Annotated in this window: 24 protein-coding genes; 2 read left to right on the forward strand and 22 right to left on the reverse strand. The window is 66.1% G+C overall.

Going from position 1 to position 23,252, the window contains the following annotated elements; translation table 11 throughout:
* Position 1: 1 nt before the first annotated feature.
* The 21 genes from rplS to ACOGXA_RS08230 form a co-directional block, all read right to left on the reverse strand.
* Positions 2–346: a 50S ribosomal protein L19 gene (gene rplS / locus ACOGXA_RS08130; RefSeq protein WP_419926761.1), complete on the reverse strand. Its 345-nt coding sequence runs from the start codon at positions 344–346 to the stop codon at positions 2–4.
* A gap of 74 nt (positions 347–420) precedes the next feature.
* Positions 421–1,143 (reverse strand): tRNA (guanosine(37)-N1)-methyltransferase TrmD, encoded by a 723-nt coding sequence (trmD, locus tag ACOGXA_RS08135; RefSeq protein WP_419926762.1) that lies wholly within the window; start codon positions 1,141–1,143, stop codon positions 421–423.
* Positions 1,144–1,162: 19 nt separating this feature from the next.
* On the reverse strand, positions 1,163–1,633 hold the full coding sequence (gene rimM, locus ACOGXA_RS08140) for a ribosome maturation factor RimM (RefSeq protein ID WP_419926763.1): 471 nt from the start codon (positions 1,631–1,633) through the stop codon (positions 1,163–1,165).
* 19 nt (positions 1,634–1,652) lie between these two features.
* Positions 1,653–1,988, reverse strand: a complete 336-nt coding sequence (locus ACOGXA_RS08145) for a KH domain-containing protein (RefSeq protein WP_419926764.1) — start codon at positions 1,986–1,988, stop codon at positions 1,653–1,655.
* Positions 1,985–2,446 carry a 30S ribosomal protein S16 gene (rpsP, locus tag ACOGXA_RS08150; RefSeq protein ID WP_419926765.1) on the reverse strand — a complete coding sequence of 154 codons (462 nt, stop codon included), beginning with the start codon at positions 2,444–2,446 and terminating at the stop codon, positions 1,985–1,987. The genes ACOGXA_RS08145 and rpsP overlap by 4 nt, the downstream gene beginning before the upstream one ends.
* A 141-nt stretch (positions 2,447–2,587) precedes the next feature.
* Positions 2,588–4,021: a signal recognition particle protein gene (gene ffh / locus ACOGXA_RS08155; protein WP_419926766.1), complete on the reverse strand. Its 1,434-nt coding sequence runs from the start codon at positions 4,019–4,021 to the stop codon at positions 2,588–2,590.
* Positions 4,022–4,068: 47 nt separating this feature from the next.
* Positions 4,069–5,226, reverse strand: a complete 1,158-nt coding sequence (gene ftsY, locus ACOGXA_RS08160; RefSeq protein WP_419926767.1) for a signal recognition particle-docking protein FtsY — start codon at positions 5,224–5,226, stop codon at positions 4,069–4,071.
* 43 nt (positions 5,227–5,269) lie between these two features.
* Positions 5,270–6,676, reverse strand: coding sequence for a S1C family serine protease (locus ACOGXA_RS08165; protein WP_419926768.1), 1,407 nt, complete (start codon positions 6,674–6,676; stop codon positions 5,270–5,272).
* 16 nt (positions 6,677–6,692) lie between these two features.
* A complete protein-coding gene (gene smc, locus ACOGXA_RS08170; protein ID WP_419926769.1) occupies positions 6,693–10,187 on the reverse strand; it encodes a chromosome segregation protein SMC in 3,495 nt (1,164 codons plus the stop codon).
* Between the two features lie 72 nt (positions 10,188–10,259).
* Positions 10,260–11,105 carry an Fpg/Nei family DNA glycosylase gene (locus ACOGXA_RS08175; RefSeq protein WP_419926770.1) on the reverse strand — a complete coding sequence of 282 codons (846 nt, stop codon included), beginning with the start codon at positions 11,103–11,105 and terminating at the stop codon, positions 10,260–10,262.
* 22 nt (positions 11,106–11,127) lie between these two features.
* Positions 11,128–11,838 (reverse strand): ribonuclease III, encoded by a 711-nt coding sequence (rnc, locus tag ACOGXA_RS08180; protein ID WP_419926957.1) that lies wholly within the window; start codon positions 11,836–11,838, stop codon positions 11,128–11,130.
* Entirely contained in the window at positions 11,835–12,134 is a 300-nt protein-coding gene (locus tag ACOGXA_RS08185; RefSeq protein WP_419926771.1) for an acyl carrier protein, read from the reverse strand. Before ACOGXA_RS08185 ends, rnc begins: the two co-directional genes overlap by 4 nt.
* 100 nt (positions 12,135–12,234) lie before the next feature.
* On the reverse strand, positions 12,235–13,230 hold the full coding sequence (gene plsX, locus ACOGXA_RS08190) for a phosphate acyltransferase PlsX (RefSeq protein ID WP_419926772.1): 996 nt from the start codon (positions 13,228–13,230) through the stop codon (positions 12,235–12,237).
* A 33-nt stretch (positions 13,231–13,263) separates the two neighbouring features.
* Positions 13,264–13,443, reverse strand: coding sequence for a 50S ribosomal protein L32 (gene rpmF, locus ACOGXA_RS08195; protein WP_419926773.1), 180 nt, complete (start codon positions 13,441–13,443; stop codon positions 13,264–13,266).
* A 69-nt stretch (positions 13,444–13,512) separates the two neighbouring features.
* On the reverse strand, positions 13,513–14,028 hold the full coding sequence (locus tag ACOGXA_RS08200) for a YceD family protein (protein ID WP_419926774.1): 516 nt from the start codon (positions 14,026–14,028) through the stop codon (positions 13,513–13,515).
* Between the two features lie 39 nt (positions 14,029–14,067).
* Entirely contained in the window at positions 14,068–14,658 is a 591-nt protein-coding gene (locus ACOGXA_RS08205) for a hypothetical protein (protein WP_419926775.1), read from the reverse strand.
* Entirely contained in the window at positions 14,651–15,130 is a 480-nt protein-coding gene (gene coaD / locus ACOGXA_RS08210; protein WP_419926776.1) for a pantetheine-phosphate adenylyltransferase, read from the reverse strand. Before coaD ends, ACOGXA_RS08205 begins: the two co-directional genes overlap by 8 nt.
* A gap of 27 nt (positions 15,131–15,157) precedes the next feature.
* Positions 15,158–15,682 (reverse strand): RsmD family RNA methyltransferase, encoded by a 525-nt coding sequence (locus ACOGXA_RS08215; RefSeq protein ID WP_419926777.1) that lies wholly within the window; start codon positions 15,680–15,682, stop codon positions 15,158–15,160.
* A gap of 6 nt (positions 15,683–15,688) precedes the next feature.
* Complete coding sequence (locus ACOGXA_RS08220) at positions 15,689–16,321, reverse strand: GNAT family N-acetyltransferase (protein WP_419926778.1); 633 nt, start codon at positions 16,319–16,321, stop codon at positions 15,689–15,691.
* Between the two features lie 16 nt (positions 16,322–16,337).
* Positions 16,338–18,479: an ATP-dependent DNA helicase RecG gene (recG, locus tag ACOGXA_RS08225; RefSeq protein ID WP_419926779.1), complete on the reverse strand. Its 2,142-nt coding sequence runs from the start codon at positions 18,477–18,479 to the stop codon at positions 16,338–16,340.
* 44 nt (positions 18,480–18,523) lie between these two features.
* A complete protein-coding gene (locus ACOGXA_RS08230; protein WP_419926780.1) occupies positions 18,524–20,218 on the reverse strand; it encodes a DAK2 domain-containing protein in 1,695 nt (564 codons plus the stop codon).
* Between the two features lie 98 nt (positions 20,219–20,316).
* Here ACOGXA_RS08230 and ACOGXA_RS08235 point away from each other — a divergent pair, with 98 nt between their 5' ends.
* Both ACOGXA_RS08235 and ACOGXA_RS08240 read left to right on the forward strand, forming a co-directional pair.
* The gene (locus ACOGXA_RS08235; RefSeq protein ID WP_419926781.1) at positions 20,317–20,565 is read left to right on the forward strand and encodes a hypothetical protein; all 249 of its coding nucleotides are present in this window, start codon (positions 20,317–20,319) and stop codon (positions 20,563–20,565) included.
* Positions 20,562–22,220, forward strand: coding sequence for a phosphoenolpyruvate carboxykinase (ATP) (locus tag ACOGXA_RS08240; protein WP_419926782.1), 1,659 nt, complete (start codon positions 20,562–20,564; stop codon positions 22,218–22,220). The genes ACOGXA_RS08235 and ACOGXA_RS08240 overlap by 4 nt, the downstream gene beginning before the upstream one ends.
* On the opposite strand, the gene galE is transcribed toward ACOGXA_RS08240, so the two are convergent.
* Positions 22,217–23,248 carry a UDP-glucose 4-epimerase GalE gene (gene galE / locus ACOGXA_RS08245; protein ID WP_419926783.1) on the reverse strand — a complete coding sequence of 344 codons (1,032 nt, stop codon included), beginning with the start codon at positions 23,246–23,248 and terminating at the stop codon, positions 22,217–22,219. The two genes, ACOGXA_RS08240 and galE, sit on opposite strands and share 4 nt — an antisense overlap.
* Between the last annotated feature and the right edge of the window lie 4 nt (positions 23,249–23,252).

Genomic DNA, 23,252 nt, shown 5'->3' on the forward strand with positions numbered 1-23,252 from the left:
CCTAGAAGCGCTTCTCTTTGACGCGGGCAGCCCGGCCGATGCGGTCGCGCAGGTAATAGAGCTTGGCCCGGCGCACATCGCCGCGGGCCCCGACCTCCACCTTGGCGATGATGGGTGAATGGGCCGGGAATGTTCGCTCCACTCCCACCCCGAAACTCACCTTCCTAACGGTGAAGGTCTCACGTATGCCGCTGCCCTGGCGGCGGATGACCACACCCTCGAATACCTGGACCCGCTCGCGACTCCCCTCCACCACCCGCACATGCACCTTCACCGCGTCACCGGGGCCGAACCCTGGAATGTCAGTGCGCCTGGTGCCGCGGTCAACGATATCGGTGGGGTTCATAGCACGCCTCTTGTGAGTTCTTCGGCGCCCAAGTCAGGCATTGGGGCGCGGCCGAAAAACTATACCCGGCCCGATCAGGCAAGGCCGAACTCTTCCAGCAGGGCATGCTCTTTGGCAGTGAGGCCGCCGCGGGCCTCGATGAGGTCGGGCCGCAAGGCGGCCGTTCGGGCCAGCGACTGGGCCCTTCGCCAGCGCTCCACACGACCGTGATCTCCTGAGCGCAGCACTTCGGGCACCGCCCAGCCCCGGAACTCAGCCGGACGGGTGAAATGGGGATACTCCAAGAGCCCATCGCTGAACGACTCCTCGGCGACCGACAGCTCGTTGCCCAGAACGCCCGGAACCAGCCGTCCCACCGTCTCGATGATCGCCATCGCGCCAACCTCGCCGCCGGCCAGGACAAAATCTCCCAGTGACAGCTCGCCGTCTACTGCGTGATCGCCCACTCGCTGGTCCACGCCCTCATAGCGGCCGCACAGCAGCGAGAACCCGTCTCCTTCGGCCATTTCCCGGGCGATGTCCTGATCGAATCGGCGCCCAGCGGGACCCAGCAGGAAGAGAGGCCGGGGGGGGTCTGCCTGCTCAATGGCGTTGAACAAGGGCTCAGGCATCATCACCATCCCCGCACCGCCCCCAAACGGCGAATCGTCCACTGAGCGATGGGGATCGCCCGCACCCTTTCTGAGGTCGTGGATCTGCACCGATAGGCGGCCCTGCTCGACTGCCCTTCCGATCACCCCATAGCCCAAGAACTCATCCAACAAGGACGGGAAGATGGTGAAAACGTCAACTCTCACGGGGTCTTCTGCCTATGGGTCATCCGTGGTCGCCGAACAGCCCGTCCGGCACTTCAACGACCAGCAGGTCTCCCGACCGCTCCACCAGAAAGGCAAGGGGCACAAGGGCCCCGGATTCCAAGACCAGCAGATCGCTGGCCGGGTTGGCCTGCACCGCCTCGACCCTCCCCCGCTCCGTGCCGTCGATTTCGCGCACCATTGTGCCGATCAGCTCATGAACCCATAGCTCGTCGGGATCGGTAATGGGCTCGGCCCTGAGCACCAGACCCCGCAGGGACTCAGCCGCGCTTCGGTCGACGACCTCGGCGAACCGCACAATCCAACGCTGCCGAAATGCCCGGGCCTCGGCCACCGTGAGCGAGCCGGAATCGGTGCAGAGCACCGACCCAGCCTCTAGCCGCTCGGCGCGATTGGTCCACAGCGCGACCACCGTCTCCCCCCGGATCCCATGAGCCCGGTCGATGCGGCCAACCTCTAGCAGAGGAGGCACGCCCGGCGCCCTCGAGCGATCAGTCGACGAACTCGACGTCGACGAAGCTGCCGTCTCTGCTGGCTGCGGCCCGCACAATGGTGCGGATGGAGTTGGCGACTCGGCCGCGGCGACCGATGACTCGGCCCATGTCGCCTTCGGCCACCGTTACCTCCAACGCCACCGAGCCCTGCCGTTCGACCACCTCGACCTCGACTTCGTCGGGATTTTCCACCACCGACTTCACCAGGTACTCCAGAACATTGCGGGCAGTTGGGACTTCGATGGTGTTGATGTCGCCGTCTTCGTCGAAATTATCGTCGTAGCCGTCGTCCTCGAATTCGTCGTCCTCAACTCTCAAGTCGGCATCGCTCACGTTTCCCCGCCCTCGGCTTTCTCGGTGTCTTGCTCCGCAGCTTGGTCTTTGTCCGTCACAGAATCCCCAGCGTCCTCACCGGCATTCGCCGATTGGACATCGCCGGGTTCGTCTGTTTCCGCCACAGAATCCCCGGCATCGCCGGTGGTCGTTTCGGCTTCTGCTGAGGCCGCCGTTGTCACCATCGCCGGGCGCTGGTCAACCTCTTGGGCCGACCCTCCACCACCGGTGAACTCCGCCCACGCGCCGGAGATAGCCAACAGCTTCTGCACCCGCTCGCTTGGCTGGGCGCCATGGCGCAGCCAGTGCAGCGCTCGCTCGTTGTCGATCTCAACCTGCGACGGTTCCATGCGGGGGTTGTAGGTGCCCAAGATCTCAATGAACCGCCCATTGCGGGCCTTGCGGGAATCAGCGGCTACGACGCGGTAGGTGGGCTGCTTCTTCTTGCCCATCCGCATCAACCGGAGTCTTACTGCCACGAGCCAGTCAGCCCTTCCATCGTCCTGAGCCCAATTGGCCCCTCATCAGTGCCCGTGCAGGCACGAACCGGCGCCGGCCACCGGAATAGGGGAACTCTACCCGCCGGCAATCCCTGTGGGCTACCTCAGGGAGGAGAGATCGAATTGCCCGTCCTCCAAGCCCGGCAAGGTCAGCTTGGGCTTGCCCGGCTTCTTGTGCTGGCTGCCCGGCGGGGTCACCCGGCTCCCCTTGCGGCCTTTCTTGGGCTTTCTCCGACCCGAAGCCGGCCCCTTGCCGCCGCCCATTTTCTTCATCATCCGCTGAACTTCGCTGAACTGCCTCAGAAGCTGGGAGACCTCTGAGGGACGGACTCCCGAGCCGGCGGCTATCCGCTGGCGGCGAGAGCCGTCGATCAGGCGAGGGGCAGCGCGCTCTTGGGGGGTCATCGAGCAGATGATGGCCTCCACCCGGGCGATTCGCTCGTCCTCGATCTCGGCCTTGCGCAACTCGGGAGGCACCCCGGGGAGCATCCCCACCAGGTTTTGAAGCGACCCCATCTTCTTGAGTTGGCGCATCTGCTCCAAGAAGTCGTCCAGGGTGAACTCTCCCTCGAGCAGCTTGGCCGCGGCCGCTTCCGCCTCGGCCTCCTCGTACACATGCTCGGCCTTCTCGATCAGGGTGAGCACATCGCCCATGCCGAGTATCCGGCTGGCCACCCGATCGGGGTGGAACAACTCGAATTCGTCGATCTTCTCGCCGGTGGATGAGAAGGCGATCGGCCGGCCCACCACTTCTTTCACCGACAGCGCCGCGCCCCCGCGGGCGTCCCCGTCCACCTTGGTGAGAATCACCCCGTCGAGCCCGAGAACGGCATGGAACGACTCGGCTGTGTTCACCGCGTCCTGGCCGGTCATGGCGTCGACCACCAAGAAGGTGTAGTGGGGTTCTATGGCGTCGGATATCCGCCCGACCTGATCCATCATCTCGTCATCGATGGCCAGCCGCCCGGCAGTGTCGCAGATCACCACATCCCGGCTGGAGGCCACAGCCTCGGCCACACCTCGCCTGGCCGCGGCAATCGGATCGGAGGGCTCGCTGAACACCGGAACCCCGATGGCCGCACCGAGGGTGCGGAGCTGTTCAACCGCCGCCGGACGCTGCAAATCGGCGCCCACCAGCATGGGGTTGCGGCCCTGCTGCTTGAACCACGAGGCGAGCTTGGCCGCATTGGTGGTCTTGCCCGCTCCCTGGAGTCCGGCCAAAAGCACCACCGTCGGGGGCTTGGCCGGATGGGAAATCTCCAAGGTCTCGCCGCCTAGTGTGGCGATCAGCTCCTCGTGGACGAACTTGATCACTTGCTGGACCGGATTCAGCGCCTTATGGACCTCGGCGCCTATGCACTGCTGGCGGACTCTCTCTTGGAAGCCGCGAACCACATGGAGGTTGACGTCGGCCTCCAGAAGGGCGAGGCGGATCTCCCGCAGCACCTCGTCGACATCGCCCTCCCGCAGCGTTCCCAAACCCCGCAAGCGCTTGAATATGCCCTCGAACCGGTTGCTCAGCGTGTCGAACATGGGCTGCCTACCCTAATGGCCCGGTTTGGATTTCGATCATCGGGAGGTCAGGAGAACAGAGCCTCGGCGAACTCGACGGCATCGAATTCCACCAAGTCGTCGAGGCCCTCCCCGAGCCCCACCAGCTTCACCGGGACATCCAGCTCATTCTGCACGGCCATCACAATGCCGCCCTTGGCCGACCCGTCGAGCTTGGTCAGCACAACTCCGGTCAACTCCGCCGACTCGGTGAACCGGCGGGCTTGGGCCAGGCCGTTCTGACCGGTGCTGGCGTCGATCACCAACAGCACTTCGGCGACAACGCCGGGCCCCTTGCCGGCCACCCGGTAAATCTTGGCCAGCTCATCCATGAGGTTGGTGCGGGTGGGCAAGCGGCCCGCGGTGTCCGCCATGACCAGAGGCGCTCCCGCCGCTGAGGCGTGCTCGATGGCATCGAAGACAACGGAACTGGGGTCAGCGCCCTCGGCCCCCCGCACCAGCTCTGCGCCCGACCGGTCGGCCCATTGGCCAAGCTGCTCGACGGCCGCCGCTCGAAAGGTGTCGCCTGCGGCCAGCACCACCCTGCGGCCATCTCGCACCTGACGAGCGGCCAGCTTGCCAATTGTGGTGGTCTTGCCCGCGCCGTTCACGCCCACGAACAGCCACACCGCGGGGTTGCCCTCAGCCCGCAGTTCCAGATCCCGACCGCTCAGGCCTTCGGCCACCTGGGCCTTGAGCAGAGCCACCAGCCCATCGGAGTCGGTGACCTTGTCGGCCTTGGCCTGCTCCTTCAGACGATCGAGCAGAGCGGTGGTGGCGCCCACCCCCGCGTCGGCCAATATCAACGCCTCCTCCAGTTCCTCCCAGGTGGCATCGTCCACCCCCCGGGAAACCACCGAGGCCAGGAATCCCGATAGCGCACCCCGAGCCGACGACAGTCGGTTTCGCAAGCCGGCCCGCTCGGAATCCTGCTCAGCATCGGATTGCTCTACGGGGGGCGAGGGCCAGTCCTCCGGCTCTTTGGGCTGCTCAGCATCGGATTGCTCTACGGGGGGCGAGGGCCAGTCCTCCGGCTCTTTGGGCTGCTCAGCATCGGATTGCTCTACGGGGGGCGAGGGCCAGTCCTCCGGCTCTTTGGGCTGCTCAGCATCAACCTCCGACCCGGCCTCTTCTTGCTCCTCGGGAAGTTCGAGGCGATCCTTCTTCCGCAATTTCCGACGACGCACCGCTAACCCCTAAGAATCCGCGCAGACTTCAACTGCCATCGGGCTATTCAACCGACAGGGATCCGATGATCACGGTGAGCGTGATGTGCTCGTCGTCGCGTACCACCTCCAGATCCACCTCAGTGCCCGGTGCCCGAAACTGAACCTTGGCAGCCAGTTCGGTGAACGTCGACACCACCTCATCGTCGATGAGCACGATCAAGTCCCCAGCCATCAACCCGGCACGATCAGCGGGGGTGCCCTCACTCACTTCTATGATCAAGGCGCCCGGATGGCCCATCTCGGGATCGGTTCCCAAAACGCCCAGAAACCCCAGCTCGGTGCTCATCCCGCTCAAGATGCGCAGGGCGATGTTCAAGGCGATGTCGGATGGAATGGCGAAGCCCAAGCCGATGTTGCCAATCGAGCCGTCGGTCTGGATGAGGGTGTTCATGCCGATGACCTGGCCAAACCGATTGGCGAGGGCGCCGCCTGAGTTGCCGGGGTTGATGGGTGCATCGGTTTGGATCATCTCCACGAAGGCGCTGTCGCCCGCCCCCTCCCTGATGGCGCGACCCACGGCGCTGACAATCCCCGAGGTGACCGACTGCTGCAATCCGAACGGGCTGCCCACTGCAACCGCTAACTGCCCCACCTCAATCGTGGACCGGTCGGCGAACACGGCAGGCGTGAGCGCCACATCGGTTTCGACCTTCACCAACGCCACATCGATGGCCGGGGCGGTGCCCACCACCACGCCGCTTGCCCGAGTGCCGTCGGCTAGCTGCACCCTCACGGCCTCGGCCTCGCCCACCACATGGGCGTTGGTCAGGATGTGGCCGGACGCGTCGTAGATGATGCCCGACCCCTGCCCGATGATCCGCGGCCGACCCTCAAGTCCATCAGGCCCTTCCCCGGGCGGCTCCTCCGATTCGACCTCGGGAGGCAGGTCACCTCTGGGAGTTGACTCTGGGGGATCAGACTCGAGAGTCTCGGCATCCTCTCCATTGAATATGGCCTCGATGAGCACCACCGAGGGAGCAACTGCCCGGGCCACCTCGACAACGGGATCGACGGAAGCGGCCAACTCATTGGGACCATCGGGCGCGGCCTGAACTGCGGGAGGCCCGACCGGCGGGGCCGGGAGAGTCGGCGACTGCCCCGTAGATGCGCTCACCACCTGCGGCCCGGAGACCACCACAACTTCGGGTGGAGGGGCGTCTCGATTGAAGAAAACGCTGCCAACGCCGATGCCGATGCCCACTAGCCCGAACACGGCCAGCAGCACTGATGCCACCAGCATGGTTACCGCGGGATTGCGAGATGGATGCGGCCGTTCATCCGGCGGTGCCCAAGCAACCACTTCCGCCGAGCGGGGCACGGGCAGGTTGTCGGATTGCCCGGCCGAGGCTTCCAACTCCCATCCCAAGGGATCCCACTCCGACCGGGGTTCGTCGGGCTCGTTGCTCATCGTGTGCGCTGAGTCCTCAGCTCTGTTGGAGAAGTACCTTCGACTCCGAGGTTACCACCACTTTTTCGGAAAGCACCTTGGAGCTTCCCCCCGGTTTCATAGACACGCCGTAGAGGCAATCGGCTGCCTCCATGGTGCGCTTCTGGTGGCTCACGATCAGCAGTTGGGCATCGGCTCGGAACTCATCGATGAGCTGGAGGAAGCGGTGCAAGTTCACGTCGTCGAGCGCAGCCTCAACCTCGTCCATGACGTAGAACGGCGACGGCCGGCTGCGGAACACCGCGAACAGGAAAGCGAGCGCGGTGAGCGAGCGCTCCCCTCCCGACAAGAGGCTCAGGCGCCGGATGTTCTTGCCCGATGGGCGGGCCTCGATCTCCACCCCGGTGTCCAACAGCGCATCGGGCTGGGTGAGCTGAAGCTTGCCCTCACCACCGGGGAACAGCGTCTGGAACAAACCGGCAAAGTTTCGCTCCACGTCGGCAAAGGCGGCCGAGAACACGCTCACGATCTCCTCGTCGATCTTGCGGATCACTTTGCGGAGCTCTCGGCGACTCTGGCGGATGTCGTCAATCTGACCCTGGGTGAAGTCGTGGCGCTCCAACAGCGCCTCGTACTCCTCCAGAGCCAATGGGTTCACCGGCCCCATGATGCGAAGCTCCTGCTCCAACGCCCTTATGCGGTCGGCGGGAGCAACGCCCGGCTCGAGCGGCGGGCATTCGGCGGCCACCGCTTCACCGGGCTCGCAGTCGAGTTCGCGGCGGCACCGGTCGACCGCGGCCTCCAGCCTGATCCCCGCCTCGGCCAACTCGATCTCCGCGTTGCGGTCCCGTTCCTGGCACTGCCCCAGCCTGGCCTCGGCCTGAGCCCGCCGGCTTCGCAGGTCCTCCAGTTGCCGCACAGCCGCAGCAGCAGCTTCGGATTCCTCGGCCCGGCGGCGGCGCAGATTCTCAAGCTGGCTCCCCACCGCTTCGAGCCCGTCGGCTGCCCACCCGGCCAACTCGTCGATTACAGCCAGCCGGGTGTCGAGGCCCTCTCGACGGGAGGCGGCCTCAACCCGGGCTTCTGCCATCCTGCTCAGCCGACGCTCGATTTCGCCGCGCTGAGCGGACAGCAGCCGGCGCCGCTCCTGTAGCCCGGCGGTCCTTACTTGCAGCCCGGAGCGAAGGCTGCTTGCCGCCTGCGACTGCCGGGAAAGCTCGTCGCGGGCCTGATTCATGCTCTCGGCCTGCTCAACCTGCTCTGCTTCCCGGGCTTCGTGCTGAGGCAGCTCTCGGCGGAGCTGGTCGACCCGCCGCCGGCCCTCGGCGATCTTGTTCTCCAACTCAGCCCGACGAGGACCCAGCGCGGCAATCTCCACCTCGGCGTCGCGCAGCTTTCGTTCCGCAGCATCCGCCCTGCTCCGGACGTCAGCCACTGCCCCAGACTGCGACTGAGCGGCTTGTCTGACCCGGGCCGACTCCTGCACGGCCTGATCAAGCCGGCCATCAGCCACGCGCTGTTCCTGCTCGGCGGCATCGACTCGGCAAGCAGCCCGGGCCGACTCCGCCTCAGCCTCTTCAAGCAATCCCTTCGTGACCCCAGAATGGCGGACGCCCACCCGCCAGCCTAAAGGGGAGAACCGATCACCTCGGCGGGTGACGACCACCGAAGACGGATCGGCGACCGCCGCGGTGACTGCCTGCCCGGTGGTGTCCACCACCCCGACCCGGCCAACCAAGACATCCAGCAGGCGATCTGCTCCCGCAATCGAAGATCGCACATGGGAGCGAAGAGGCACGCCGGCTTCTGGGGCGGTCTGCGGCGCGCCCAACGCGTCGAGGGCCAATACCGCGCCACCCACGTTTTCCGCCTCCAGCGCGGCGATGGCCTGCACGGCGACTTCGGTGTCGGCGGCCACCACCGCGGCCATTGCTTCGCCAACCGCCGCCTCAAATGCCGCCTCCCAGCCTCGATCTATGTCCACAATCTCCAGCAAGGTACCGACAACACCCTCGATTCCGGCCAGCCGCTGGGCGCCGGATCGGTCTCGCGCCTCGTCCAGTGCCAACGACAGCGCCTCCCGCCGAGCCCCCCAAGCCTGATGGTGTCCCACGGCATCGGCCAGCGCCGCCCGCGACCGCTCTCGTGCTTCCCGGGCCTCCTCGCGATTCTGCTCGGCAGCCTCGAGCTCCCGTTGCCGGATGTTCTGAGCCGTCTCGGCGGCAGCGGCCTCGGCCCATGATCGGTCTAGCTCCTCGACCAGCTCTTGGCGGCGCGACGCCAACTCCTCCAGACTCCGGCCCAGTCGGTCGGCCTCGGCCTTGTCGCGCTGGATCGATGCCTCCAATGCCCTCATCTCGCCTCTCAACCGAGGGGCATCAGATCCGGAAGCAGGCAGGGCCTGGCCGCCCCACTGCTCGTCGAAAGACAGCCGAAGCTGCTCCAACTTCTGCTCGGCATCGGCAGCCGCGGTGGCATCAGGCCCCAAAGCGGCGACCTCGACTTCCACCTCGCCGAGCTCTTCAGCCAGTCGGCTCGACTCGGCCTCCAACGTGGCCACCACGTCTTCGTCCACTCCGGCGCTGCGGTCGCGCTGCAAGCGCAGGCGTCGCTCCATCAGCAGCGCGTCCAGCCCCCGAAGGCGCTCGTTGAGTCCCTCGAACCTCATCAGGGCGCTGCTGATGTCCTGTCCGTCTGCGGCTGAAAGCCGGGCCTCGGCAACGGCCACGTCTCGATCCAGGGCCTCTGCCTGCACCGACAGCTTCTGTGCCTCTTGACGATTTGCGGCTTGGTCCTGGGTGAGATGTCCAACCCTGAGGCGAAACTGCTCTATCTCCTGTCCGGCCAGGTACCGGCGAAGACTGCTCAGCTCAGCCAGCAGACCGCCGTGGCGCCGGGCGGCCTCGGCTTGGCGCTCCAACGGCCGCAGCTGGCGGCGAATCTCCCGCACCACATCGGACAACCGAGTGAGGTTGGCCTCGGTCGCCACCAGCCGCCTCTCGGATTTCTCCTTGCGGCGGCGATACTTCAGCACGCCGGCAGCCTCCTCGATCACCGCCCGGCGATCCTCGGGCCTGGCACTCAACACTCCCTCGATCTGGCGCTGGGAGATGATCACATGCTGTTGGCGGCCAACGCCGGTATCGCTCAGCAACTCTTGGATGTCGAGCAGGCGACAGGGCACCCCGTTGATGGCATAGGTGCTGTCCCCGCTGCGGAACAGCGTGCGGGTGATGGTTACCTCTTCGAATTCGATGGGCAGAAGATGAGCGGAGTTGTCGATGCTCAGCGATACCTCTGCCCTGCCCAACCCCGGCCGGGAGGCGGTTCCCGCGAAGATGACATCGTCCATCTTGGCCGAGCGCACCGCGGTGGGCGCCTGGGCACCCAGAGACCAGGCCACCGCGTCCACCACATTGGACTTGCCGCTGCCATTCGGACCCACAATCACCGTCACGCCCGGCTCGAAGACCAGCGTGGTGGGGTCGGCAAAGGATTTGAACCCTTTGAGGGTCAACGCCTTCAAGAACACCTATGCGACCCTACCCAGCGCAGGGACGCGATTTGTGGAACTACTGCCAGTTCCCCGACCGCGTGTCGGGAATCAGATCTGGCACTGCTCGCAGTAGTACGTATAGCGGCGGCGGAAGCGGTACTTCTGGATCGGGCGGTGGCAGCGGGTGCAGGGGCGCCCGTTCCTCCCCGCCTGCTTGAACACGTTGAGGTACTCGCCATACCCCCCCGGCTGACCGTGTACATCCACGTAGAGCCCGTCGGCCAGCGTGGCGCCTCGATGCTTGGCCGCATCGTGCAGGGTCTCGACCATCGCCCGGTGCAGCCGGCGAACTTCCTGGGGGCCCAACGAGGTGGTCAGACGGTCGTACCGCAAACCGGCGGTGAACAGGATCTCGTCGGAATACACCTCGCCCAGTCCGACCACCACCCGGTCATCGGTCAGCACCGCCTTCAGCTTGGCCTCCTGGGCCAGGAGTATCTGGCCGAACATCCGCCACGGCACCGGCTGATCAAGAGGGTCGATGCCCAGTCCTTCCAGTTCGGGGACCTCCTCTGTCAACTTCTCGGCACTGGCCAAGTACAGTTCGGCGTCGCCGACCCCATCTACCAGCCGAAGCTGACCGCTCTTGGTGAACGTGATGGACAGCACGGTGTCGGGCTCCACTTGATCGCGGTTGGCGTGACGCCGCAACTGCCCTCCGGTTCCCAAGTGGGCCACCATCACATCGTCGCTGTCCAAGCCCATGATCAGGTGCAGTCCACGACGACGCACACCGGTGATCTTCACCTTCTCCAGGCGGCCGGATAACTTCTTCGCCCCGCCCGACCGCTTTGCCAGCCGGGTGTCGGTCACCTCCACCGATTTGATGCGCAGACTGGACAGCTCCCTGTCCAGATCGCGGCGGATGGTCTCGATCTCCGGCAAGGCGATCATTGGATTGCTCCTGTCAATGGGGTCATAGGGCAGTTCTCGTCGTCGCGGCAGACAGAGTCTGCCAAGCTGAGGCGGCCGCGGCCTGCTCAGCCTGTTTTTTCGATCGGCCCTCGCCCCGACCGCTCTCCACGCCGTCCACACGAACGACGGCGAGAAACTGTTTGGCGTGATCGGGGCCCTTCTCGGTGAGGCAATACACGGGCGGTTCTTGCCGGTTCCGGGCGCAGTACTCCTGAAGCCGGGTCTTGAAATCCCGGACGCCGGGCCCTTGGGCGGCAACCGCCATCCGGCCGGCCAGCCACCCTGTGACCAGTTCAACCAGAACCTCCCACGGGGCATCCAGGTAAACCGCGCCGATCACCGCCTCCATGGCGTCGCAGAGGATCGACGGCTTCTCCCGACCGCCAGAACTGTCCTCACCGCGCCCCAGCCGCAGGGCCTCCCCCAACCGCAGCTCAATGGCCAGATCAGCCAGCGCCTCGGATCGGACCACCTCGGCTCGCAGCGGGGCCAGCTGTCCCTCGGCCATTTCCGGATAGGCGCCGTATATGTGGTCGGTAACCACCAAGGCCAGCACGGCATCGCCCAAGAACTCCAGCCGCTCGTTGGACGAGGCGCCCGCGTGGTCGGCGCACCATGAGCGATGGGTCAGCGCCTCGACAAGCAGGCTGGGCTGTGCGAATGCATAGCCCAGCCGCTCGGCCAGTGCTGCGGTGTCGGCTTCGGCAGTCAGGAGCTTCGGCTCAGCCGGCCGTGGACATAGTCGACGGCATCGCGCACCGTCTTGAGATCTTCCAGGTCCTCGTCGTCGATGCTGAACCCCACCGCCCTCTCGCTCAACTCCTCTTCCAGGGTTTCCACCAGCTCGATCAGGGCTAGAGAGTCGGCATCGAGGTCACCGGCAAAGGCCTGGCCTTCCGCGATGCGGTCGGGGGAGATCTCCAAGATGTCGGCCAAGCACTCCCGGACAAGGCCCAAAACTCCTTCGCGGTCCAGCGGGTTCTGTTCGACATGGGTTTCGGACGGCACGGCTTCTCCGGGGCTGTTCAGCAAATGGCGCCCGAAAAGTATACGCCAGCTTCTTTCCATTCCTACCCACCGAACGCACAGATGACCGGGGCGGGGATTCCTATTCGATGTGCAGAACTCGGCGCAGGGAGCCCACGGTGTCGCGTTGGGCCAGCTCGTAGGCCACCTGAATAGCGTTGGCCAGCGCTTCGGGCGATGAAGCTCCGTGGCTGATGATGCTGACACCGCTTACCCCCAAGAGGATGGCCCCTCCCACGGAGTCGGGGCTGAACTCGTCGTAGAGCGGGGCCAGCACCGGCGCCAGGAGCCTGGCCCCCTCCTGGGCATCCTTGGAGGACTCGAATGCCCGCAACAGCGCGCCGATCAGCTGCTTGGCCACCCCTTCGGCGGTCTTCAGGGCAATATTGCCGGTGAATCCGTCGGTGACGATCACATCCACTCGGTCGGCCAGCAGATCCCGTCCCTCCACGTTGCCGGCGAACACCGCGCCGGTGCGAGTCTGCCAGCCCCAATCGCCCAAGAGCTCGAATGCCTGCTTCACCAGGGGTGAGCCCTTGCCGGCCTCTTCCCCGTTGGACAACAGCCCCACCCGGGGCTCTCGAACCCCCCAGCGGTCCCGGCAATACACCGCACCCATCTGGGCAAACTGCACCAGCCACTCGGGGTTGCACTCCGTGTTCGCCCCCGCGTCCAACATCACGTTGGGCCAAGCCCGACCGGGCACAAAGATGGGAGTGGCAATGGCGGGACGGGCCACCCCCCGGATTCGCCCCATCCTCAGCAGCGAGGCCGCCATGGCCGCTCCGGTGTTGCCGGCGCTGACCATGGCCGAGGCCCGTCCGTCACGCACCGCCTCGGCCGCTCGCACCACCGAAGAGTCCTTCATCTTGCGCACACTGGTTGCCGCCTCGGCGCCCATGGCAATGACCTGCGACGCGGGAACCACCTCGAAGTCGTCGACATCGGCAAGCTGCTCGGGTTGGCCCACCAGCAAGATGGGAATGCCCCGCCCGGCGGCGAGGCGGGCGCCGGCAAGCACCGATCGGGGGGCATCGTCACCCCCCATTGCGTCTACTGCAACCGGAAGCAATTCCAAAGGGCGCCCCTCGGAGGGTTCGGACAGGGCGGCTTATGCCACCTCAACGGCTTCGCGCCCTGCGTACCAGCCGCATACTCTGCACACCCGGTGCGGCCGCTTGACCGATCCGCACCGAGGGCAGGTGCTTTGCGCCGGCGCGGACACCCGCCAAGCCGATGCCCGGCGGCTGCGGCCTTTGGCCTTGGATGTTTTCTTCTTGGGTACAGCCATCGGACAGTCCTAGGGTGGGAGGAGAATGCCGCGCCACGAGCGGAAACGGCGCGGGCGCAGCCCATGAATCTACTGGCCAGTTCGCAGCGCGTCTAACGCAGCCCAGCGGGGATCTCTTGGGCGGTCTTCTGCGGGGGTTTCGGGCTGATTCATCGGATAGGCATCAGGCGCCGGCCCGGCGCAATCCTCTGAGCACAGCGGAGCGATCGGCAGAGCGAGAACAAGGCAGTCGCGGACCATCGGAGTCATGTCCACCTCACCGTCGTGGATCAGATACGTCTCGCCATCGGCCGGTGCATTGGCGAACATCTCCTGCAGATCCTGCTCCACCGTCTGCTCGATGGGCTCCAAGCACCTCCGGCATGATCCCTTCCAGCCCGCTGACAAGGAACCGGATGCCTCGAGACCGCCCACAACCGATTCCAGCCGCATCTGAAGATCGACCAGGCCGCTAACTGCGGCATCGGAGGTTGACAGGCCGTCGAAATCGACCTGCAATGACAGCGTGCGGTGCGAGCCGGGGCGGCGCAACAACTCCGCCACCAAAACGACCAGCGGGCTGGTCTGGCTACTGCTCCGCGACATGTCGGCCCCCTCGATCTAGGCTCACCAGCCTTGGTGTCCCTACCCCGTAGTGTCCTGGTCGAAAAAGCCGTCATCGGGCTCGGGGGACGGCTCAGGGCCATAGGACCGGACCAGGTCGGCCAGCGGATCGCCTTGAAGCCGGGTCCGGGCCTCCTTCACCGTATTCAGAATGCGCTCGAGGGCGTTCTCAAAGCTGCCCAGCTTGGTATCGCAATAGTCTTCGGTTTCGAGTCGCAGCCGGCGGGCGGTGGTTTCGGCTTCTTCCACCATGCGCCGGGCCCGCTGCTCGGCCGCCTTGACCACCTCCGTGCGCTGCACCATGGCCTCAGCCTGCGATCGGGCGGCCACCAGTATCTCGTCGCCCTCCCGATGGACCCTCTTCAAGAAATCCTCTCGCTCCTTCAACAGCCAGCGGGCTGCCCGCATCTCCTCGGGCAGCCGGTTCAGGCAGCTCTGAAGCAGCTCCAAGACCTCATCCTTGTTGATCATGGAGGACGCCGACAGCGGCATGGGTCGGGCCGCGTCCACCAACTCGATTGCCCGACGCAGCAGCAGGTCGAACTCGGGATCCACGAACGTCCCGGCGGCCGAGCGGTGAGCAGCGGTGGTGTTGGGATCGGCGTCAGTCATCTCGATACCTCTCGATAAGTCGTTTGGCCACCGGTGGGGGGACCATGGAGTCAATCTGCTGCCCGAAGCGGGCCAGTTCGCGGATCAGCTTGGAAGCCAAGAACGAGTGCTTGCTGGCTGAGGGGATGAACAGTGTGTGTACGCCGGAAATGGCCTGGTTCATCTGGGCCATCTGAAGCTCATTCTCGAAATCGGAAACGGCGCGGAGGCCCTTCACGATGAAATCGACCCCTTCATCTTGGGCCACGTCCACCACCAGCTTGGCGAACATGGTGGTCCGCACATTGGGCAGATGGGCAAAGGACTCCTCCAACATCGCCTTGCGCTCCTCCAACTCGAACAGAGGGGTCTTCTGGGGGTTGCGCACCGTCGCCACGATCACCTCTTCGAACAGGCGCGCCGCGGTCTCCACGATCTCCATGTGCCCATTGTGTACGGGGTCGAACGATCCGGGGAACAGGACACGCGTCACTGCGGAGTCTCCTGGGGCTTGTCGTTGCTATCGCCGGCTGGCAATCACCACAACGGTACCCGCGTAGCGCTGCTGTTTGAGGACATGCCAGCCAACACCGGGAACCACCGCCTGATCGGACTCAGCCACAACGGTGTCGGCAGGGAGGCGGCCCAGCAGTTCTGGCCAGGCGTCGAACCGGTAGGGCGGATCGCACAGGGCCACGTCGTAGCCGCCATCGAGCCGGGGCAGCTCGGCCATGACCGCGCCGGGCACCAACCGGCAGCGGTCGTTGAACCCGGTGATGTCGATGTTGGCCCTCAAAGCGGCCAATGCCGGCGGGGCCGATTCCACGAAGGTGGCCGAGGCCGCGCCCCGCGACACGGCTTCCAGCCCCAACGCCCCCGTCCCGGCGAACAAATCCAGCACATCGGCCCCTTCCAAGCAGCCCAGGCTGTGCAGTGAGTTGAACACCGCCTCCCGGACCCGGCCGGCCGTCGGGCGCACGTCCATGCCCTCCGGAGAGCTCAGCCGACGACCCCGGGCCTCACCGGCGATGATCCGCAGCACCATGGCCGCTCAGCCCAGCGGTGGACGGGGCTCGCGGGACATCGGGGTGATGAGCACCCCATCGCCCAATATGAACCCGTCGAGCGGCTCGAATCCATGACGACGGTAGAAGCCCACGTTGGCCGGGTTGCTGGACTCCAGGTAGGCCGGCATTCCGATGCGGTCGCACCGCTCCAGCATCGGCGCCAGCACCTTGCCGCCCAGTCCTTTGCCCTGCTGGTCGGGCGACGTGCCCAGCACCGCCAGGTACCAGTGGGGCTCGGGCAGGCGAGCCTGGTGCATCTTGCCCAAAGCCTCTATCCGAGACGGCGCCAGCTCCCCCAGCAGCTCGGCCATCAAGGCGACAAACGCCCTTTGGCCTTCAGACTCCTCTCGACCAGCCTCTTCGACTCCCGTTGACGAGGCGTTTTGCTCGCGGGGCGGCTGCCAGTAGGCGACGCAGCCGTCGGCCCGGGTTCCGTGGAGTTCGGCGCCGGGGGGCATGTGGTCCAGCGAGAATCCCCACCACCGCCTCAGCGACTCCAAGCGGGCGGTTTGATCGGGGAACACCCACATCATCAGCGGGTCGTGTTCGAATGCATCGGCCCAGATCGCCGCGACCCGATCTCGCCTCTCCAGGCCCATTCGCACGATCTCCAACACGGCGTCTACCAGGATGTCAGCTCTTCATCAGGTAGTCGGCATCATCGTCCACCAAGAGCAGCTCCACCTCGGCCCGCAGCTCTGCGTGCCGCTGCAAGTCGGGGTCGTCGTCCAGCATCTCGCCGGCGGCTTGGCGGGCCCACACCACCCAATCCCTGTCCCGGCGCAGGGAGGCCAGCTGCAAGTCGTTCCGGCCCTTCTGGCGCTCGCCCAAGATGGTTCCCTCTCCCCGCAGCTCCAAGTCGGCCTCGGCCAGCTCGAATCCATCGGTGGTCGCCACCAAGGCCCGGAGCCGCTCAGCGGCAACCCCCACCGCGTCGGAGGCCAACAGGCAGCACATCGACTCTTGGTCGCCCCGGCCCACTCGGCCTCTGAGCTGGTGAAGCTGGGCAATCCCGAATCGGTCAGCGTCTACGATCACCATGACAGTGGCATTGGGCACATCCACCCCCACTTCGATCACGGTGGTGGCCACCAGCACGTCGATCGCCCCGCTGCGGAACAGGGCCATCACCGACTCCTTCTCCGCCGGCGTGAGCTGGCCATGGAGCAGCCCTATCCGCAGCCCGGCCAGCTCCTCGGCTTGCAGGCGCTCGTAGGTCTCGGTGACCGACCGGGCCTCGATGGTGTCGGACTCCTCGATCAGCGGGCACACCACATAGGCCTGGCGGCCATTGGCCACTTCAGCCCTGACCATTTCCCAGACCTCTGCCTCCTCGACTGCGGTCTGGGCCCATCGGGTGGCAATCGGGGTTCGCCCCGGGGGCATCTCGTCCAGCGTGGACACGTCCAGGTCGCCGTACACGGTCATCGCCGCAGTGCGGGGGATGGGCGTGGCCGTCATCACCAGCACATCGGGGGACGCGGCCTGAGATCCCTTGGCCCGCAACGCGGCCCGCTGCTCCACACCGAAGCGGTGCTGCTCGTCAACCACCACCATCCCCAATGAGTTGAATTCCACCCCCTCCTGAATCAGGGCATGGGTGCCTATGACGATGTCGATCGCCCCTGAGGCCAGCGAATGCTGGGTCTGGGTCCGCTCGGCCCCGGTGGTTTGATTGGTGAGCAGCGCCACCCGCAGAGGCCGCTCGGCCATCAGCGATTCGGGCGCAGACACATCCAGGCCGCCCAGCAGCGAGGCAACTCCCAAGTAGTGCTGGGTGGCCAGCACCTCGGTGGGCGCCATCAGCGCTCCCTGGTGGCCTCCCTGCACCGCAGTGAGCATCGCGGCCACCGCGACCACGGTTTTGCCCGCCCCGACATCGCCCTGCAAGAGGCGGTGCATGGGCACCGACCGGGCCATGTCGGCCGCCACCTCTCCGATCACCCGGCGTTGGGCGCTGGTCAGGGGAAACCCCAGCGAGTTGGTGAAGCGGTCGACGAGCTCCCCGCCGGCGTCGTGGCAGATTCCGACCGCGGCCCGCTCCACAGCCCGCTTGCGCATGATCAGCTTGAGCTGAAGCCGCAGCAGCTCGTCGAACACCAGCCGATTCCGGGCGGTGTACTGGACGTCCATCGTCTCGGGGCGGTGGACGCCGTCGATGGCCTGGTGGCGGCCGATCAGGTGGTGGCGCTGCCGCAGGTATTCGGGGACCGGGTCGCTGATGCCTCGCTGCTCTGAGCGCCGCAGCGCCTCGTCTACCCAGCGCCTGATCTCCCGGGTCTGGATTCCGGCTTTGCCCGATTGGGGGTACACCGGCACGATGCGGCCGGTCTCATCACCCACCAGATCCACGATGGGGTTGGTCATCTGGTGCTGGCCCCGGTATCGGTCCAGCTTCCCGAACACCACCACCTCCTGGCCCTGGGAAAGCTGGCGATCCCGCCACGGCTGGTTGAAGAAGACCAGCCGCAGCCGACCGGTCTGGTCGCTGACGCCCACAGCCACCATCGAGCGGCTGCCGCGGAGGTTCTTGGAGAACACGCTGTCCACCCGGGCCATCACCATGGCCTCCACGCCGTCTTCCAGGTCGCTGATCGCCGCCTGGTTGGTCCGGTCGATGTAGCGGCGGGGGTAGTAGGTCAGCAGATCCAGCACCGATTCCACCTCGACAGAGGCCAGAGCCCTGGCCTTGGCCCGGCCCACCCCGCTCAGCACCTCCACGCTCATCTTGTGGAAGTCGGCCATGGCGAGCGAAGGCCGGTTGGCGTCGGTCATCCCACCCCGAGGAAACGAGACGCCGGATCGTGGTTGAGAGCCATTCATTCCACCCCGAAGTAGAACGGATAGAGCGGCTGGTTGCCCTCGTGGACCTCCAACTCGACCTCGGGATGGTGCTCGGCCAGCCAGGCGGCCACCTCTTCAACATCGCCAGCCGTGGCGTCGGCCCCGGCGATAACCGTCACCAGCTCGTGGCCGGCGTCGACGAGCTCGGCCAAGAGCGCGGTGGCCGCCCCGGCTGCGCTGTGGGCCACCACCCGCAACCCTCGGCGGTCGAGCCCCAGCCACTGGCCGGCGACAATGGAGCCCAGCTCGCTCTCGGTGTCGCGAACCGCCTGGGTAACCTCGCCGGTTGCCACGTCTTCGGCCGCTTCAGCCATGGCCGACTGGTTCTGATCGGCAGTGGCAGATGGGTCGTAGGCCATCAACGCGGCCAGCCCTTCGGCGATCCCGCGGGTGGGCACCACTCGCACGGTGGCCTCGGCGCAGTCGTCCACCTGCTCAGCCACCGGCACGATGTTCTTGTTGTTGGGCAGAAGCACGATCTCGTCGGCGTCAAGCCGCTCGACTGCCTGCACGAAGTGCTCGGTAGAGGGGTTCATGGTCTGCCCCCCGGCGATGATGGCCCGCACCCCCAGCGACTCGAAGAGGCGACGCACGCCCGCTCCCACCGACACAGCCACCACCGCGGTGCGAACCGGCTCTCCGGCCACGGTGGAGACTGTCCCTCCGATCTCGGAAGCGGCAGAAGCGTGCTCCGGTGCTCCGGGCCCGAACGGGTTCAAAGACTCGACGTGCTCCACCTGCTCGAATAAATCGGTCACCCGGATGTCGAACGGCCGGCCGACGCCGATCCCCGCCTCTATGCTGCCCCCGATGTCGTTGCTGTGGATGTGGCAGTTCCACAGGCCATCGCCGCCCGCCACCACAATGGAATCGCCCAAGGCATCCCAAGCTGCCCGGAACTCCCCGATGCGGTGGTCTTCGGCCTCCAAGAAGAACATCACCTCATAGCGGGTGCCGCCGGCATCGTCGCCGACACCGTGAGCATCTTGGGCGCCGGCCGCGGCCGCACCCACTCCTGCCGTCGGGTCCACCGGCGGCGGGTCGGGCAGCGCACGTCCGTCCACCGCGGTGGCCACCGCGTCCAAGAACAGCAGGAACCCCGCTCCCCCGGCGTCCACCACGTTGGCCTGGGCCAGTTGGGGCAGCAGCTCCGGAGTGCGCTCCAGCGAGGCCCGCCCTGCCTGCTGACACCCCTCTACCAGAACGATGAGCTCATCGACGCCCTGCTCAACCGCTTCGGCAGCCGCAGTTGCCACGTCGCGCACCACAGTCAGAATGGTTCCCTCCACCGGTGCCGACACCGCTTCGTCGGCCGCGGCCGACGCCTGCTTCAAAGCACCGGCCAACACCGGCGGATCGACATGGCCGGCGGTGGCCACCGCGTCGGCCATGCCCCGCAAGATCTGCGACAGGATCACACCGGAATTGCCCCGGGCGCCCATCAGCGAGCCGTGGCTGATGGCGTGGCAAACCTCGGCCATCTGATCCCCGGCGGCGGACACCTCGGCTACCACCGTCTCCAGGGTGAGCGCCATGTTGGTTCCGGTGTCGCCGTCGGGCACCGGGTACACGTTGAGTTGGTTGATGACGTCGCGGTGCAGCGCCAAGGCGTCGCGGAACCACTCCATCGTGGCCCGCAACCCCTCAGCTCCAAGACGGTCTGCCGTCATGCCCCGCGATGGTAGTTAGTCAGACCTGCCCGACTCGCGAACCGCCTAGACCAGCCGTTACCCTGCACTAACCCCGATCACTGGCAGAAAGAGTCTCCGTGCAGGGCGTGATCAAGGCTTACGACCCATCAACTGGCATCGGCGTTGTCGTGCGCGATACCGACTTGGCCGAATTCGACTTGGCCCCCGATGCGCTGGAGGGATCGGTGTTCCGGATGCTGCGCCAGGGTCAGCGCGTGCTGTTCGACTTGGAAGGGAGTGAAGCCACCCGTCTGCGGTTGGGCTCGGAAGTGGACATGGGCACACCGTCGTTCCTCACCACCGCCGGTGATTCGGAGCCCGCGTGAGCCGCTCGGTTGCCGATCAGCTTCGCATCCGCTTCGGCCTGGACTCGGTGGACGTCCGGGCGGGGCTGAACCAAGACGAGTTGTTCGACGCGGCCATCGCCGGAGACCGGGGCCGCACCCGCATCGGCGGCGGTGAGGCCGACCAGAAGGCATTCGCCACGGCCTTGGGCTCAGATGGGCCGCTGATCTTCTATTCCGATCCCACCTGCACCGGCCGGCCGGTGCAGGACACGTTCGCGGTGGCCTGGCCCGAAGTGGTGGACGATGTGTGGTGGAAATCGGACTTCAGCCAGTTGGACAGCAGCCACTTCTCGGGACTGCTGGAGCGAGTGCTGGCCCATCTGAACGAGCGTGCGGCCACGCTGTACACCGCCGAAGTGTTCTGCGGCTGGGATCCCGAGTTCGCCATCCCCTATCGGCTGGTCAGCGAGTACGCCACCCACGCCTACTTTGCCAACATCATGTTCCCCAAGGAAGTGCGCGACGACGCCGACCGCGGGTCCGACGGTTGGACCATGATCAACGTCCCCAGCTTCCGGTGCGATCCCGATCGCGACGGCACCCGCACCGACCGAGCCGTCATCATGGATCTGCGCAACCGGCTGGGGCTGGTGCTGGGGCGGGCCGACTACTGCGGCGTCGTCAAGAAAACCATGTTCACAGTGATGAACTTCGTGCTGCCCGATGCCAAGCAGCTCACCATGCACTGCTCGGCCAACGTGGACGACAACGGCAACAGCGCCATCTTGTTCGGCCTGTCCGGCACTGGGAAGACCACCCTGTCGGCCGATCCCAACCGCAGTCTGATCGGCGACGACGAGCACGTGTGGACCGAATCGGGGATCGCCAATTTCGAGGACGGATGCTACGCCAAGCTCATCGACTTGGACAAGGAGGCCGAGCCCATCATCGCCTCCGCCTTGTCGAGGGGGGGAACCCTCATCGAGAACGTTCCCGCCCTTCCCGGCAGGGATCTGGCCGACACCGACCCCCAAGAGCTCGACCTCGCCGACGACTCCATCACCGAGAACACCCGATTCGCCTATCCGCTGTCGTGCAACCCCCATGTTGCCCCCGGCGCCAAAGGGCCTCACCCTCGCACCATCGTGCTGTTGACCGCGGATGCCTTCGGCGTGCTGCCGCCGGTGGCAACCCTGGACCGAGAAGAGGTGATGTATCACTTCGTGATGGGCTTCACCTCCAAGCTGGCCGGCACCGAGGTGGGCGTGGTGGCGCCGCAGGCCACATTCAGCGCTTGTTTCGGAGCGCCGTTCATGTCGCACAAGCCCTCGGTGTACGCCGAGTTGCTGGCCCATCGCATGGATGCCCACTCGGCTCGCTGCATCCTCTTGAACACCGGATGGTCGGGAGGGCCCTACGGGGTGGGTGACCGCATGTCCATCGCCTACACCCGAGCATTGCTCAACGCCGCTCTCTCCGGAGACCTCGACACTGTGGACACCGTCAGGAGCCCCATTTTGGGGCTGCGAATCCCGGTGTCGTGCCCCGGGGTTCCCGACGAGGTGTTGAATCCCCGCAACACCTGGAGCGATCCCTACGCCTACGACGAGGCCGCGGTTAGACTTCGCGATCTGTTCCGCAAGAACTTCGAGGAACAGGACTACGCCTCGTTGGGCATAAAGGCGATGCTCTAGCCAAGGCTGCTGCTGCGATACCCCTGAGGATGGGCCGACTGCCAGGCCCACCCATCCCGGCACATGTCACCCAGGGACCGGACTGCCGACCAGCCCAGTTCCCGACGGGCTTTGCCGGGGTCGGCCCAAAGTTCGGGCACATCGCCGGGGCGGCGGTCATGCTCCTTGTGGGGCACGGGGCGGCCGGTGGCCTCCTGCATGGCAGCGATGACTTCCAGAACCGACGCTCCCCGGCCGGTGCCCAGGTTGTAGCTCTGCGCCTGCCCGGGGGATGACTCCAGATGCTCCAAGGCGGCCAAGTGGCCGTCGGCTAGGTCCATCACGTGGATGTAGTCGCGCAAAGCGGTGCCGTCCGGGGTGGGATAGTCGGTCCCGTAGAGCGGGACCTCGGGGCGGCGGCCCACCGCCACCTGGAGCAGGAAGGGCATCAGGTTCCCGGGCACCCCGTCGGGATCTTCGCCGATCAATCCACTGGGATGGGCCCCCGCCGGGTTGAAGTAGCGCAGCAGCGCCGCCGACCAGCGGGGATCAGCTCGAACCACGTCGGCGATCATCTGCTCGATCATCAGTTTGGTGGAGCCGTACGGGTTGGCCGGCCGGGTTGCCGCGGTCTCTGCCACCGGCAGCAAGTCTGGCTCCCCGTAGACAGTGGCCGAGGAGGAGAACACAATCCGGCGCACTCCGCAGCGCTGCATCACTGCGAGCAACACGGCCGCAGACTCCAGGTTGTGCCGGTAGTAACCGATCGGATCGGCCACCGACTCGGGCACTGATTTGAGCCCTGCGAAGTGCAGAACCGCGTCGGGGCGGACTTCAGCGAACACCTTCTCCACGGCGGATTCGTCCCGACAGTCGACTACGTCGAGCCGGGGATGGCGGCCGGCGATTTCCCCCACTGCATCCACGGCCGCGGCTGAGGAGTTGGCCAGGCTGTCCAGCACCGCCACCTCGTATCCCGCCCCCAGCAGGGCGACACAGGTGTGGCTGCCGATGTAGCCCGCTCCCCCGGTAACCAGCACCGACGCCATGTGC

It is taken from the genome of Candidatus Poriferisocius sp. (assembly GCF_965208475.1).
Lineage (GTDB): Bacteria > Actinomycetota > Acidimicrobiia > Acidimicrobiales > Bin134 > Poriferisocius.

What these genes read in the sequence shown, in the direction of transcription:
- ACOGXA_RS08200 (WP_419926774.1), bottom strand. Translation starts at nt 14,028, where the DNA reads ATGTCGCGGAGCAGTAGCCAGACCAGCCCGCTGGTCGTTTTGGTGGCG.
- galE (WP_419926783.1), bottom strand. Translation starts at nt 23,248, where the DNA reads ATGGCGTCGGTGCTGGTTACCGGGGGAGCGGGCTACATCGGCAGCCAC.
- rplS (WP_419926761.1), bottom strand. Translation starts at nt 346, where the DNA reads ATGAACCCCACCGATATCGTTGACCGCGGCACCAGGCGCACTGACATT.
- ACOGXA_RS08215 (WP_419926777.1), bottom strand. Translation starts at nt 15,682, where the DNA reads ATGGTGCTGCGGATCATCGCCGGTGAGGCCCGGGGTCGTCGGCTGAGC.
- rpmF (WP_419926773.1), bottom strand. Translation starts at nt 13,443, where the DNA reads ATGGCTGTACCCAAGAAGAAAACATCCAAGGCCAAAGGCCGCAGCCGC.
- ACOGXA_RS08230 (WP_419926780.1), bottom strand. Translation starts at nt 20,218, where the DNA reads ATGACGGCAGACCGTCTTGGAGCTGAGGGGTTGCGGGCCACGATGGAG.
- ACOGXA_RS08165 (WP_419926768.1), bottom strand. Translation starts at nt 6,676, where the DNA reads ATGAGCAACGAGCCCGACGAACCCCGGTCGGAGTGGGATCCCTTGGGA.
- rpsP (WP_419926765.1), bottom strand. Translation starts at nt 2,446, where the DNA reads ATGCGGATGGGCAAGAAGAAGCAGCCCACCTACCGCGTCGTAGCCGCT.
- ACOGXA_RS08205 (WP_419926775.1), bottom strand. Translation starts at nt 14,658, where the DNA reads ATGACTGACGCCGATCCCAACACCACCGCTGCTCACCGCTCGGCCGCC.
- ffh (WP_419926766.1), bottom strand. Translation starts at nt 4,021, where the DNA reads ATGTTCGACACGCTGAGCAACCGGTTCGAGGGCATATTCAAGCGCTTG.
- ACOGXA_RS08175 (WP_419926770.1), bottom strand. Translation starts at nt 11,105, where the DNA reads ATGATCGCCTTGCCGGAGATCGAGACCATCCGCCGCGATCTGGACAGG.
- recG (WP_419926779.1), bottom strand. Translation starts at nt 18,479, where the DNA reads ATGACCGACGCCAACCGGCCTTCGCTCGCCATGGCCGACTTCCACAAG.